The sequence below is a fragment of the Acinetobacter nectaris CIP 110549 genome, from assembly GCF_000488215.1.
GTDB classification, from domain to species: Bacteria; Pseudomonadota; Gammaproteobacteria; order Pseudomonadales; family Moraxellaceae; genus Acinetobacter; species Acinetobacter nectaris.
In genome coordinates this window covers 18,343-31,879 of the sequence record NZ_KI530738.1, presented here as the reverse complement: position 1 = coordinate 31,879, position 13,537 = coordinate 18,343, and the positions used below count along the sequence as shown (strand labels likewise).

Here is a 13,537-nt window from a genome sequence, read left to right as displayed (position 1 = left end):
ATTAAGTTATAAATACTTAGTGCTTTTTTTATGTCTATTTATATTCAATAGTGTCTAATACGTTCCATTAGTGCTATGCTTTTTTTAGTTGCAGTCTAGTTGCAAAAGTCTTTTTTTCGCTAGAAATAGTAATGCAACTAAATATTGCTCATGAAAGCAACTAAACAGCATATTTCTGTTAGTTGCAGTAAGGTTCTGTATAAGGACAAATCATGGCTTGCAACTAAAACATTCATTTTTATATACGCAATGCAACTAAAAAAGATTATGCCAGTAGATAACGGTTACACATTTGGAACGCCTAGAGAGATAGAAGCATTAAAGCCACAAGAGAAACGCTATATGGCTAAGGATAAGCTCAATAACGGGCTATTCCTTGATATAAAGCCGACTGGACGAAAAGTGTGGGTATATCGCTACAGCTTTAATCGTAAGCAAGAGCGTTTAACAATAGGTAACTACCCTGATATATCCTTAAAAGATGCAAGAGAAATCCGCAATGAAAATGCAACTAAAATTGCAAAAGGTATTTCACCACAGCAAGAGAATAAGAAAGCATATAAGGGCTACTCTAAGACGGTTTTATTTGTTGAGTACGGCGAACGCTATTACAGCGAAGTCATAAAGAAAGACAGAAAGAACCCCAAAACAATGTTTATGTATCTGCATAACGATATATTCCCGATGCTTGGTCACTTGCCTATATCGGATATTGGGATAGAGCATATTAGAGATACGATATGGCGCAAGAAAGAACAAGGTTTTGATGCTTCCGCTAATCAAGTGAAAGGCTTACTGAAACGTATGTTTGATTACGCCGTTACATTAGGCTTAGTTGAATTTAACCCAGTGTTAGCCATTCCGACACGCCATGTATTTAAAGCCAAAGCAAGAGAGCGTTATTTGTCTATTGATGAAATACGTACGTTCTACACTACCCTACTCAATTCAAGAATCTATAAACCACGAAAGCTAGGCATATTACTTTCATTACTCACATTGCTTAGAAAGTCCGAGCTATTGAGGGCTAAGTGGGAACATATAGATTTTGAAAAACGTGTGTGGCTTGTACCTGAAACAAAAGCAGACAGTAAGACAGGCTATAGCCGTGAAATGGTTGTGTATTTATCAGATCAAATTATTGAAATACTCAAAGAGCTAAAGACCATTGCAGGTGATGAACCTTATGTATTTGTTGGTCGGCAACGTGGTACGCATATTAGCCACAATGCATTTAATACGGCGCAAAAAAGTGCACTGGCTTTAACAGATTTACCGCCGTTCACTATTCACGATCTAAGACGTACAGCAAGCACCCATCTAAATGAGCAGGGCTTTAATGGTGATGCCATAGAGAAATGCCTTAACCATGTGATGACGGGTGTACGTGGTGTGTATAACAAAGCTGAGTATGAAAAAGAGCGTATAGAGTTAATGCAGAAATGGAGTAATTTTATATTTAGTATAATTTTTGAGCCGAATCTTATCTTTTTTAATGAGTTTAAGCCAAAGAAATTGGGGTAATTGTAACTAAATATAATGAGGAAAATATAAAAGCGTTACCTTTTAGGTAACAAATCTATATAAATTAAAAACTTATATAACTTTGGTTATAGGTTTTTTTGAAATAAAACCAAATATTTACCGTGTTTTAGGTATAAATCAAGGTCGTTACTAATATTTGGCTGTGTGATAAATCAAAAATTAAGTTTAATTATATGCTTAACTTTTAAGCATAAAATGCCAGATTTGTGTAGTAAGATGCAGTAAGATTATTGAGTTCTAATAAATTCAAAAGAATTCAATAGACAAAGAAAAAGACCAAGCACTGCAATGCTTGATCTTTTGGTTGGTATTTGTAGTTTTCCTACAGATACCTTATTAAAAACCTGCCTGAACAGAGGCACAAAACTAAGAAGGACTTAGAGATGTAGTACAGATTTAAAATATAGAAATTTTGTACTTAATTTTGAAAAAAACTCAAAATTTTGTACTTAATTCTTATCTTAAAACAAATAGAACAGCTATGTAAAGATTATTTGTAATGCAGTTTTAATGACTAAAGACAGGAATTGTATTTAGTCATTGCGAAAGCTGAAACATAATCTATTCATTTGCCTGAGCTTACAGCCATTGTATTAATGGTTTTTAGGGCTTCTATACCCTATTTAAGGAATCTTAAATGGCTGTATAGTCTGTTTTTCTGTTATTACCTCGCTAATTTCTTTTCAAATTTTGTGTCTAGGCATTTCCATAAGGAAAATGTTTAGATGAAATTATCTAAAGAACAGCAACAAGAAAATATACGTCTTATTCGTTGTAAAGAAGTCCAAAACAAAACAGGGCTAGCCCCATCATCTATTTATGCCATGATGAAAAAAGGTGAATTTCCACCTTGCATGAGTATATCTGAACGCCGTGTGGCTTGGCTTGAATCTGACGTAGACGCTTGGATAAATGAGCGTATAGCAACGCATAAAGCCTCTATTGCAACGATGGAGGCATAGTCCATGACTAAGACACGCCTTAAAAGTTTAATACTCCAAATAAGCCGACAGCTAAACGCCGTACAAAAGAATGTTTATAACCTTGATTTGGTAACAGCTATTGATCATAAGCAACTTCAATCTATATCCGTACAGTTTAATGAGCTATACGGCGCAATAGATGGGTTCTACGGTAACCAAACACAGAAACATTTATCTAATTTCATGGAATATACAGACCTCGTTAAGAAGCGTATAGATGCCCTTGCAGAGTACATACGCCCTAGTCGATTAAAGGCAGTCCATATTTCACCAAAGTTAATTACACAGATATTAGATACAGAGCAACAGGCATTAAGCCACCTAACAGTAACTGCTTAGGTGGTGAGGGAATTAACAATGATTAAAAATAATTTTGGATTAACCTTTAAGAACTTGGTGTTATTAGGATGTAGTCATTTTTACCATACTTATACCACTGCCCCTAAAGAGATTTTCGAATATTTGGCAGCGGATTTGAAAGGTATATTCGATAGAGAAATAATAAAATATACGGCTAAAATTGAAGAAGATAGTGAGGGGCAAGCATGAGCAGACATGAAGCCCCAACAGCAAATGGCAACCCTAAATCGCCGTTAGAGATTATAAATCAAACCACTGTATTAAAGCCACAAGATAATGCTTATTTACAGCATGATTTAATTGTACATTTTGGCAGTCCTGAACAGCCGATCTATGTTGATATGGGTAAGGTCACTATAGGCGATAAAACGTATATAGACCCTTTATTATTGCCCATTGTGAATGGTTCATTACAGCATATACAAACCGCAATTTTAACTATTGATAAGCTTATATATATCTACCCTGACGGCGGTAAGGCGAAAGGCTTTGCCTACTTTGGTGAAATGGTAAAAGACCAACCCGTTATTATTACTCATCACCTTGAGGCGTTCTTTAAGGTTGCCTCTACTGGGTACGCCGTTGTGTTGGTGTTATTGCCAAATGTGTCTAAATCTTACAATTATAACGCTTTGAAAGGCTATGAGCTTAAACAGGTTGAATATGTGGTTAATCAACTTAGCAATGCAGGTTATACCTCGTTATACATGCCATCACGCCCCGAACAGATCAAACTTGATGAATATATACAGCTAGAGCAAAACACGGCATTGAGGTTTTTAGATCAATACATGGAAGGTAGTAAAAAATTTATGATTGACCTGAGTTGTGATGATGACAATGCAGAGGTTAAAGAATTTCTTGATGAAGCTATAGATACACTACCCAAAATAGATGTACTTCCAAAGGGGCATTTAGCAAAGCCATTTAGAATGGATAACAACGCATGTTTGCATATCCTAGACAGTGGTTTATACCTCATTAAAGAAACCACAGATTCAGACGGTGAAACAAAGCAGACTAAAACATTGATATCGTCACCAATAATTATATTAGGTGAAGCTAGAAACAAGTGTAATGACCACTGGAAGCGTGTTGTTCAATTCCGTGATAAAGACCATTACATGCATACCTTACTTATTCCCTATGAGCACATCATGGGAGAAGCACAGGACGCATTAAGAATTATTGCCAATCATGGACTAATGCCCCCAAGACAAGGCAGTAAAAAAAATGTATTCATGAATTATATTCAAGACTACCCGATTGAGAAGCGTTTTAGGTGTGTGGCTAAAACTGGTTGGTACGATGATGCCTACGTTACAGCCCATAAGACCTACGGCAATACAGACGGCGAAGACTTATTATTTAGTAATGATAGAAACGACCCATACAGCACACAAGGTACGTTTGCAGGGTGGCAACAACTCAGTAAGTTAATAGAACCTCATGCATTGGCGGTATTGTCATTCTCGTGTGCATTTGCAGGGCAACTTGTCGCACCGCTTCATATAGAAAGTGGTGGATTTCACATATATGGCTCATCGACTGATGGTAAAAGCACCATTACAAAAGCCTCATGCAGTATATGGGGCAATCCTAAACCCGTGTCTAAGTCATGGCGTACCACAGATAACGCCCTAGAGGCTGAGGCAGAAATCAGAAACGATAACTTTTTAAACCTTGATGAATTGCGCCAAGCCTCGCCTAAAGCAGTATCAGATATTATTTATATGCTCAGTGGCGGAGATGGTAAAGCAAGAGCCAATAGATCGGGTAAGAACAAGGAAGTTAAAACTTTTAATCTGATGTATTGCTCAACTGGCGAGGTGATGCTTGAGGAGCATCTAAGACGAGGCAGCCTAGAGTTAGATGCAGGGCTATTAATCCGTTTTGCACAGCTTCCAAGTGATGCAGGGCATGATTACGGCGTATTTGAAACGATTAACTACGGCACACGCCCCCAAGATGTTGCCAATCGTATAAACGAGCTTGCAAGCCAACACTATGGACATGCAGGGGTAGCATGGCTTACCTACCTCACCCAAGACAAAGACAGCGTAATGGAACGAGCAAAGGGCTTGCTAGAGGACTTTATCAAACAATATGCACCTAAGACCACTAACGGACAAACAAGCCGTGTACTACGCCGTTTTGCATTGGTCGCAGTCGCAGGGGAACTGGCAACCCAAGCAGACATTACAGGGTGGCAACGTGGACGAGCCTTTGATGCTGTTGGGCAGTGTTTTAATACATGGCTGAATAGTTTTGGTGATGGTAGTAATTTGGAAGAAACCAAAATATTAGAGCACTTCAAGGCGTTTATTGAATCTCATGGCTCAAGTCGTTTCGAGAGCTTAACTGTTGTTAGACAAGCAGACGGCGAAATCATTAGACCACGTATCAATAACCAAGTTGGTTATTATGACCCTGATGAAAGAACTTACCTTGTATCATCGACCTTGTTTAAAAAAGAAATGTGTTTAGGTATCAATGAAGCTAACGCTAAAAAGGTGCTTAAAAAGAATGGGTGGTTAATGTGTGACAGTGGACGCTATGACAAAAAAACCAAAGGAAAACTGCCTGATGGTACACGCCCTCGTATGATTCATTTTGATGAAAAGCAGATAAGAGCATTTGATGATTAGCTAAAATCAAGTGTTTAGTTTTGGGGCAAGTGGGGCGTGTTTGGTATTATTTATATTTAAGTTATTATTTTATATAGATATATATCTTGCCCCACTTTTTATATTTTAGCTTTTTTACTATTGGGGCGTGTTTGGGGCAGATGGGGCATGTTTAACCTTGCCCCACTTTTTTTAAGATGAATATTTACTATTTGGGGCAAGATTATATATTTAATATCATATAGATAGATCAATCCGCCCCACTCGCCCCACTTGCCCCACAAAATAATGCATGGTTTGGATACTTACACAGTAAGCACAGCCTTATCATGTATGGAGCTTTTAAATATCTAGTTTTATGAGGTTCTAAAACCAGTATCATTTAAAAGTCATGTTTAGTCATGACACTTAGTAAAGCACTTTTTATGAGTGCCTTACTTCTTCTTGAATATTAGTTACGCAGTATTCAACTGTATTTATATCAATACAACTTCCATACTTCATATTGTTAAGACTGCTATAAAGCATAGGGTCTATTATTTCGCTAGTATCTGAATCTATCCATAACTCATAAGCTAAATTATTTACTTCATCTAAATATTGTTCTTCATAGACTCTTTCAATAAGTAAATCTCGCTTTCCTTTACTACTTAGAGTAATACTTTGCATTGACTTCCCCTGAATTGAGTAGCTACTTATATATCCATTGGGGGAAACTAAACTTGTTCAAGTCTAGTCTTTATGGTTAAAAACAATATGCTTGAAAGCTATCCTGAATGTTAAGTTCTATCTAAATGTAAAAGTCATGTTTAGTCATGGTTGAGCTACAGTCCTATAAATCTTGTTTGACAAGATATATTCTTATAACTTACTCAAAGTACCGATATATAAGGATTACAGAATTTTTTATACCCCTCGCTTTGTCATACTACGTCAAACAAAATAGACAGCAGTGTTATAACAATACTGCTTTAATGCTTATCTAGTAATGGACACACGGCGTTTTATACCCTCCCACTTTGTCATGCTACGTCATGCAAGAAATAGCCTTTTAAAGTTCGGGTTTTGACACCTCAAAAGATTAAGTTTTATTAAGTCCAAAGGTGTGGTTCTAATATGAGTTTTTATGAGTAGTTCGAATGTAGAGTTTTGTGGGGTTCTAATACAGGGTTGTTCTCATTAGTCATAAGTAACGAGCTTCTTTAGTATTACTCAACTAAAAATATTATAAATGAGATTAGTTTTATATGTGATAACAATTAAAAAACCTAACACTGAATAAATAACATATCTGAATATGCTGTCGCTTACATTATTTTGAATATACCTATCTGCAATAATTGCCAAGACAAGAAGAAAGAGAGTCAGCATTTGTATTGCCTAGCTTTGTTTTAACAGTATTTATAATAGGTATGATTAGGGCTAAAGTGCAATCTTCTAGCCCCTTAGCCTTCTTATATCAATATATTGGCTTAGTAGAGTTTAGTTTAATCATAATCTATATCAAAAATACGTAGTGTTGTATGAGTTGCACCAAAATATGTGCCTTCATCTACATCTAAGACAAGCCATTCGTTACAGCTAGAGCATTGAAAGGGTTCTATGTCTTCATAATCTTCAATAGTTACGCCGTGTTCGCAGTTTGGACAAATCATAGAGATCCTATAGGGTGATTTAGCATGGTATAGAAAGAGTTTATATCTGCTTAATGACACTAGGGTGTGAAAAATATGATATACCCTAATTGTTGTAGTATTTGGAGGTGAATTTTTAATAAATTTTTTACTGCATAACTTTACTATAAGCTATATACAGTGAGGGTTTTGACTGCAAATTTTGCGCAAAAATAATGAAAAAATAATTGATGAACTTGCAATCTTTCTTGCATTAAATGGCTATTGCTTGAAAGGTTTTTACTAAGCTATTGTAGTCACAAAGCAATAATATCTAATGCTTCTTATCATTTAGTTTTAAAACATGCCTCTTCCATATTGTGGAAGAGGTCATCAAGTAATAGTGAGCTAGAATGTTCTATTGGAGTGTATGTACTCCATAGAATAATCAAATCCTATTATGTTTATATTTAATGGTTTTATCGACACGTTAGGTATTTCATGTTTATGGCATCGACATATAAAGCCCCTCATGTCGATATTTTCCCTTTTTATCGACATGACATTGCCAATATGTTTATAGTATCGACATATAGTTATACTCATGTCGAAGTTTTGCCCTTTTATCGACATGACAATATAGGGTTATTTAGATGAATCAATGGCAAGCCGACCAACCATATAACCAACTTCCACAGCTACCACCTGAGCAAGAAGTGGAAACAAAAGTGGTCTTAAAAGCATGTATTACGGCGAATAAAGCCCTTGCTGAGTTAAAACAGGCAGGTGAGTTAATACCAAATCAAAACATGCTTATTAATATTATTCCTTTACTCGAAGCTAAAGACAGCTCAGAGATTGAAAACATTGTCACCACCACAGACAAGTTATTTCAACATGCACAAGGCAATGATGACACGGCAGACCATTCAACCAAAGAAGCCCTACGCTACCGCACTGCATTGTATAAAGGCGTACAGTCAATTAAAGAACGCCCATTGTCTACAGGTACAGCCATAGAAATATGTCAAACGCTTAAAGGTGTGGATTTAGGTATTAGATCGACAACAGGTACAGCATTAAAAAATAGCTACACTGGTGAGGTGATTTATACGCCTCCAGTTGGAGAGGACAATATAAGAGGGCTATTATCTAATTGGGAAAAGTTTATTCACTACAATGATGACATAGACCCTTTAGTTAAATTGGCTATCTCACATTATCAGTTTGAAGCAATACACCCTTTTATAGATGGTAATGGACGTACAGGGCGTGTACTCAATGTATTGTACCTGATGGGTGAAAACCTTTTGAGCTTGCCTATACTCTACCTGAGCCGTTTCATTATTCAGAACAAGGCAAAGTATTACGAGCTATTGCTTAATGTGACTAAGGACGGCGATTGGCAATCATGGATATTATTTATCTTACAAGCGATTACGGTTACAAGTGAATGGACACTCGCTAAGATTAACGGCATCAAACAGCTACATGAGCATACAGTGGAGTATGTGAAAGCCAATGCTGAGAAAATATATACAAGGGAGCTTGTAGACCTCATATTTGAGCAACCTTATAGCCGTATTAGTAATGTGGTAGACAAAGGGATAGCTAAACGCCAGTCAGCTTCAAACTATCTTAAAAAACTAGCAGAGATAGGCATATTAGAAGAAATGACGGTAGGTAAAGAAAAGTTATTTATTCACCCTAAACTATTGGCTTTATTGCAGGACGATAGCCATAGCTTCATGCCTTATGAGTAATCCAATATAGTAGGTACAAAACGCACCTTTGCGCTTTGCTTACCTATCAATGATATCGGGGTGTAACCATTTCAGTTATACCCCTTTTTTTGCTTTACAGCCCTTACTTGCTAAATCACGTATAAACCATGATATATAAGGCTTACAGGGCTATTTGTACTTTTCAATCCGTATAGCTACGTAAAGCAAAACAATCAAACCTTACCGTAATCTTACCGTCCTACAACCTCGTTAAACCTTGGGGTTCTTTTTGATTAGATTCTGAATCAGACCAAGACCTATAAATAAGAGTTTCGCAACAACTACGCGCGCGAGGGTGTTTACTTCAAAATTAAGCAAAACCTTATAGTAATCTTAGGGTAATTTAAACAGCAGTTTTTTATATGAAGTAAGCAACTAATAAGATAGTAATAAAGCCAAGTATAACCAGTGGTATAAGATTGTGAGATTTATAGTCGTAATAAGAGGATATAGCACTCAAGATAGCGATGATAAGGTTAATTAGTGATTCCCACATAGTAAAAGTATGATTCATTTTAGATACTATAGTTTACTACTTTTTACTACACTTTTCGGGTGGTGAACGACATTCATCAGTGAACCTTATTCACTAGGCTATAGGCTCATCTTTTTAACGTGGTTATTTCCACCATAGTAGCCATGTGATTGTTCAACCATCATGGAAATAGTGATAGTCAACTATTATGGAAATCGCAATGGTTGCATATCAGCATTTGAAATGCGTAATTACTACACCTATTCAAAGTGAACCAATCTCATATATAAGGGTTCCAAGTAGGCTTGCTTATATTCTAACTTTTGCAAAAATAGTTGCATTTTAGTTGCAACAGAAATTTAAAAATTTTAAGTTATTGTTTTTATTTGAATAAATATTTTAAATAACATTCTGTATTGGAAAGTAAAGTAGCTTAAATTTTAAGAACAGCATATTTAAATGCTGTTCTTAAGCACTACTTAGTCCAAACTTGTATTTTATCTTTCATATTAGGTGTATTTTGAGCCATGATGCCAGACAAGGCATGTGGTTGATACTCTTCTTCCAAATAGAATATTTCTTCTTGTGTTAACTCTAGTTCAACTGCCCTAATTGCAGCATCAATATGATGCATTTTAGTTACCCCTATAGCGGGTGCAGTCACTTTTTTTAAAAGCCAAGCAAGTGAAATCTCAGTCATAGAAACATTATGTTTATGAGCAAGATTCGCAACGCGGTCAATGATGATCTGATCTTGTGAAAGGTTATGGTCATATTTCATTTTTGCATAAGCATCATTTTGTAAGCGGTTTGTTTGAACCTGAGTATTACGAGATAGTCGCCCACTTGCCAAAGGGCTATAAGGTGTTAGTGCGATTTGCTCTTCATGGCATAGTTGAAAAAGCTCTCGTTCATCTTCACGCATAATCAGATTATAATGACTTTGAGCGGAAACAAATGGAGTTAGTCCTTCGAGTTTTGCTAAAGTATTTGCTTTTGCAAGTTGCCAAGCGTAGCAATTTGAAATACCAATGGCTCTCACTTTACCTGAACATACAGCCTCGTGGAGTGCTGTTAAAACATCAAGAATTGGGGTGTTGTAGTCCCAAATATGATAGATAAAAAGATCAATATAATCTGTACCGAGATTCTTCAGGCTTTGATTTAAAGAATGTGTAATGGCTTCTTTACCTGAAATCCCAGATTCAATTTGCTGTGGTGTACGCGGTAAAAACTTTGTAGCAATTACAATATCTTCACGTCTTGCCATATCGCGTAATGCTTTACCAACGTACTGCTCACTTGAACCATTTTGGTATGCAATCGCTGTATCAAAGAAATTGATACCTTGATCTAGACCATATTTAATAATAGACCTGCTTTCATTCTCATCCAACGTCCAACGATGTTGACCATCCATAGGGTCGCCGAAACCCATACAGCCCATACATACACGAGAAATATTTAAATTACTTATACCAAGCTGAGTGTATTGCATTATATTTATCCTCGCTCAGCTTATATTTCTTGGATTGTTGGTCTGAAAATAATCTCATTGATATCTACATTCTCAGGTTGTTGAATAGCAAATAGAACAGCACTTGCAAAGCTAGATGCAGGGATTTCATTTTTCTCATAAAAGCTTTGCATTGCATTTAAGGACATTTCTGAAGATGAACCATCTTTTAATTCACTTGAAATAGCACCCGGTGAAATAACTGTTGTACGAAGATTATAAGGTTTTACTTCTTTGCGTAGACTTTCTGAAATGGCAAGAACTGCTGACTTTGTTGCACTATATACGGCACAGAGTGGACCAAAAACATGACCTGCAACAGAAGATACATTAATAATCTGTCCGCTCTTTTGTTCTTTCATAACAGGCAAGACCGCCGCAATACCATGTAATACACCACGAATATTGACATCAATCATTAAGTTCCATTCATCAACTTTCAGTTCTTCTAAGAGTGAAAGTGGCATTACACCTGCATTGTTCAGTAATACATCGACTCTGCCATATAAATGTATTGCTTGTGCAACTAATTTTTGTACCTGATCAAGTTGTGCAACATCTGTTTGCACACAATGGTCATGTGTAATATTTAATTCATCTGCAAGTTGGTGTAGTCGGTCAATACGGCGTGCACCTAAAATAACTTTCGCACCTTGTTGAACGAGATGTCTTGCTGTTTCTGCGCCTAAGCCTGAAGATGCACCTGTAATGACAACAACTTTCTGATCGATATTACTCATTTTATTCCATGCTATTTTTAATAATATATTCTCTATTATTGTATTCTCCACAATGAAGTAGAAGTGCATTGGAGGTTAAATAATACATAACCTAAGGTTGATAATATGCTTTTGTTTCACGTGGAACATCGTATTAAAATACACAACAGAATATTTATCTGGATAGATATACACTATATCGTCGATTGTTTTATTGTGTAATTGGTTATGTGGAAAATAAGTGCGGTTTTAGCGATAGTATTGGCATCTACAATGACATATGCGGATGTAAATACAGTAAATTCACAATTAAAGAAACAATATCCCAATCTAAATTTTCAGCATATACAACCTACAGAAATGCATGGTGTTTATAGTGCAATGCTAGATAATCAAATAGTTTATGTAGATGAAGCAGCAACACATGTTTTGTTTGGATCTATGATTCGTTTAAAAGATCAAAAAAACTTAACGAAAGATTTAGCCATACAAAATAACAAAGTAGATTGGTCTGCGCTTCCTTTACAAGATGCTATAAAAACAGTTAAGGGAAATGGTCAGCATAAAATTGCAATTTTTTCAGACCCGAATTGTCCTTATTGTAAAAAATTAGAATTGGAATTAGATCATCTGAATAATGTGACAATTTATACTTTTCTCTACCCTATCCGTCCGCAATCTATTTTCACGTCTAAACAAGTCTGGTGTAGTACAAGTCGTGCCTATTATTGGAAGAAATTAATTCGTGAAAATATAACACCTCAAAATGATGCAAGCTGTGATACACCAATACAACGAAATTTAATGCTAGGGCAAAAGTTGGGAATTGATGGAACACCTGGAATTATTTTTTCTAATGGTTTTAAGACGATGGGATATATCCCCGCAGCAGAGATAGAAACCGTTTGGAAAGATGCTGGAATTTAAATTAAAAAAGCAGTACATGATGTACTGCTTTTTTTACTAAAGAATGACTTAATCGTTTTTAGTAAAAAAGTTATAAGCAATTAAAACAACAATTGCACCAACAACAGATGCAATAAAGCCTGCTGATGAGTTTTGCCCATATAGGTGTAACATGCGACCGCCATATGTGGCAACAAGCGAGCCTGCAATTCCTAATAGTGTTGTGACTAAAAATCCTGCTTTGTCATCACCGGGGTGTAAAGCTCGTGCGATGAGTCCTGCAAAGAATCCAATAAAAATGGTGACGATGAGGCTCCACATAATAAGATGCTCCCGAAAAGTCTTTGTTTATTCTAGTATTACATTTGAGTGTTTACGATTTCTTAAAATTATAATAAACAAAGAAACAGATAAGAATGTTGTTGTTTTGTGCATAAAAAAGTGGCATATGCCACTTTTTTTATAAACCGATTTCCCCAATAAAAGGAATATGGCGATATTTCTGATCATAGTCTAGACCATAACCAACAATAAAGCGGTCTTCTACTTCAAAACCTAAAAACTTAACATCAAGTTCAATTTCACGGCGTGAAGGTTTGCTCACTAGCGTACATAGCTCAATAGAGTTCGGATTACGTGTCTGTAGCATTTCAACGACTTTGCTCAGCGTATTGCCTGAGTCGATAATATCTTCAACGACTAAGACATCTTTACCCTGAATATTGCCATCTAAGTCTTTTAAGATTTTAACATCACGGCTTGAAACTGTACCCCCACCATAGCTAGAAACAGTCATGAAGTCGAGTTCATGTGGTTTTTCAATGGTACGGCATAAGTCAGCCATAAAAATAACAGAACCACGCAATAAACCAATAAGCACAAGGTCTTTGTCACTATTGGCATAAAACTGGTTAATTTGTTCACCTAGCTGTTTAACTTTGGCTTGAATTTCATCTGTGGAAATCATCACACGCATTGGAACAGTCATCGGAAGGTCCTACTTGTCTGA

Annotated in this window: 13 protein-coding genes; 7 read left to right on the top strand and 6 right to left on the bottom strand. The window is 36.1% G+C overall.

The features are described from left to right. Nucleotides 1-267: 267 nt before the first annotated feature. The 5 genes from P256_RS12595 (at nucleotide 268) to P256_RS12575 (ending at nucleotide 5,536) form a co-directional block, all read left to right on the top strand. Nucleotides 268-1,524 (top strand): tyrosine-type recombinase/integrase, encoded by a 1,257-nt coding sequence (locus P256_RS12595; protein WP_040332363.1) that lies wholly within the window; start codon nucleotides 268-270, stop codon nucleotides 1,522-1,524. A 746-nt stretch (nucleotides 1,525-2,270) separates the two neighbouring features. Continuing rightward, nucleotides 2,271-2,507, top strand: coding sequence for a helix-turn-helix transcriptional regulator (locus P256_RS12590; RefSeq protein ID WP_023274083.1), 237 nt, complete (start codon nucleotides 2,271-2,273; stop codon nucleotides 2,505-2,507). 3 nt (nucleotides 2,508-2,510) lie between these two features. After that, complete coding sequence (locus P256_RS12585; protein ID WP_023274082.1) at nucleotides 2,511-2,867, top strand: hypothetical protein; 357 nt, start codon at nucleotides 2,511-2,513, stop codon at nucleotides 2,865-2,867. A gap of 18 nt (nucleotides 2,868-2,885) precedes the next feature. Beyond that, nucleotides 2,886-3,077: a hypothetical protein gene (locus tag P256_RS12580; protein WP_023274081.1), complete on the top strand. Its 192-nt coding sequence runs from the start codon at nucleotides 2,886-2,888 to the stop codon at nucleotides 3,075-3,077. Next, a complete protein-coding gene (locus P256_RS12575; protein WP_023274080.1) occupies nucleotides 3,074-5,536 on the top strand; it encodes a DUF927 domain-containing protein in 2,463 nt (820 codons plus the stop codon). Before P256_RS12580 ends, P256_RS12575 begins: the two co-directional genes overlap by 4 nt. Before the next feature lie 402 nt (nucleotides 5,537-5,938). Here P256_RS12575 and P256_RS12570 read toward each other — a convergent pair whose 3' ends face one another. After that, complete coding sequence (locus P256_RS12570) at nucleotides 5,939-6,184, bottom strand: hypothetical protein (protein ID WP_023274079.1); 246 nt, start codon at nucleotides 6,182-6,184, stop codon at nucleotides 5,939-5,941. A gap of 818 nt (nucleotides 6,185-7,002) precedes the next feature. Next, a complete protein-coding gene (locus P256_RS13330) occupies nucleotides 7,003-7,170 on the bottom strand; it encodes a hypothetical protein (protein WP_023274077.1) in 168 nt (55 codons plus the stop codon). A gap of 611 nt (nucleotides 7,171-7,781) precedes the next feature. Here P256_RS13330 and fic point away from each other — a divergent pair. Next, entirely contained in the window at nucleotides 7,782-8,891 is a 1,110-nt protein-coding gene (gene fic / locus P256_RS12565; RefSeq protein ID WP_023274075.1) for a protein adenylyltransferase Fic, read from the top strand. 971 nt (nucleotides 8,892-9,862) lie between these two features. Here fic and P256_RS12560 read toward each other — a convergent pair. Both P256_RS12560 and P256_RS12555 read right to left on the bottom strand, forming a co-directional pair. Continuing rightward, complete coding sequence (locus tag P256_RS12560) at nucleotides 9,863-10,885, bottom strand: aldo/keto reductase (protein WP_023274074.1); 1,023 nt, start codon at nucleotides 10,883-10,885, stop codon at nucleotides 9,863-9,865. A 20-nt stretch (nucleotides 10,886-10,905) separates the two neighbouring features. Next, nucleotides 10,906-11,643 carry an SDR family oxidoreductase gene (locus P256_RS12555; protein ID WP_023274073.1) on the bottom strand — a complete coding sequence of 246 codons (738 nt, stop codon included), beginning with the start codon at nucleotides 11,641-11,643 and terminating at the stop codon, nucleotides 10,906-10,908. Nucleotides 11,644-11,850: 207 nt separating this feature from the next. Between P256_RS12555 and P256_RS12550 the strand changes: the two genes are divergently transcribed. Beyond that, a complete protein-coding gene (locus P256_RS12550; protein ID WP_023274072.1) occupies nucleotides 11,851-12,549 on the top strand; it encodes a DsbC family protein in 699 nt (232 codons plus the stop codon). A 48-nt stretch (nucleotides 12,550-12,597) separates the two neighbouring features. Here the strand turns inward: P256_RS12550 and P256_RS12545 are convergent, their stop codons facing one another. Both P256_RS12545 and hpt read right to left on the bottom strand, forming a co-directional pair. Next, nucleotides 12,598-12,849 carry a GlsB/YeaQ/YmgE family stress response membrane protein gene (locus tag P256_RS12545; RefSeq protein ID WP_023274071.1) on the bottom strand — a complete coding sequence of 84 codons (252 nt, stop codon included), beginning with the start codon at nucleotides 12,847-12,849 and terminating at the stop codon, nucleotides 12,598-12,600. A gap of 139 nt (nucleotides 12,850-12,988) precedes the next feature. Then, nucleotides 12,989-13,516: a hypoxanthine phosphoribosyltransferase gene (hpt, locus tag P256_RS12540; RefSeq protein WP_023274070.1), complete on the bottom strand. Its 528-nt coding sequence runs from the start codon at nucleotides 13,514-13,516 to the stop codon at nucleotides 12,989-12,991. Nucleotides 13,517-13,537: the final 21 nt, after the last annotated feature.

Coding starts and splice junctions, on each gene's coding strand:
- P256_RS12550 (WP_023274072.1), top strand. CDS start 11,851: ATGTGGAAAATAAGTGCGGTTTTAGCGATAGTATTGGCATCTACAATG.
- hpt (WP_023274070.1), bottom strand. CDS start 13,516: ATGACTGTTCCAATGCGTGTGATGATTTCCACAGATGAAATTCAAGCC.
- P256_RS13330 (WP_023274077.1), bottom strand. CDS start 7,170: ATGATTTGTCCAAACTGCGAACACGGCGTAACTATTGAAGATTATGAA.
- P256_RS12570 (WP_023274079.1), bottom strand. CDS start 6,184: ATGCAAAGTATTACTCTAAGTAGTAAAGGAAAGCGAGATTTACTTATT.
- P256_RS12555 (WP_023274073.1), bottom strand. CDS start 11,643: ATGAGTAATATCGATCAGAAAGTTGTTGTCATTACAGGTGCATCTTCA.
- P256_RS12545 (WP_023274071.1), bottom strand. CDS start 12,849: ATGTGGAGCCTCATCGTCACCATTTTTATTGGATTCTTTGCAGGACTC.
- P256_RS12560 (WP_023274074.1), bottom strand. CDS start 10,885: ATGCAATACACTCAGCTTGGTATAAGTAATTTAAATATTTCTCGTGTA.
- P256_RS12595 (WP_040332363.1), top strand. CDS start 268: ATGCCAGTAGATAACGGTTACACATTTGGAACGCCTAGAGAGATAGAA.
- P256_RS12585 (WP_023274082.1), top strand. CDS start 2,511: ATGACTAAGACACGCCTTAAAAGTTTAATACTCCAAATAAGCCGACAG.
- fic (WP_023274075.1), top strand. CDS start 7,782: ATGAATCAATGGCAAGCCGACCAACCATATAACCAACTTCCACAGCTA.
- P256_RS12590 (WP_023274083.1), top strand. CDS start 2,271: ATGAAATTATCTAAAGAACAGCAACAAGAAAATATACGTCTTATTCGT.
- P256_RS12580 (WP_023274081.1), top strand. CDS start 2,886: ATGATTAAAAATAATTTTGGATTAACCTTTAAGAACTTGGTGTTATTA.
- P256_RS12575 (WP_023274080.1), top strand. CDS start 3,074: ATGAGCAGACATGAAGCCCCAACAGCAAATGGCAACCCTAAATCGCCG.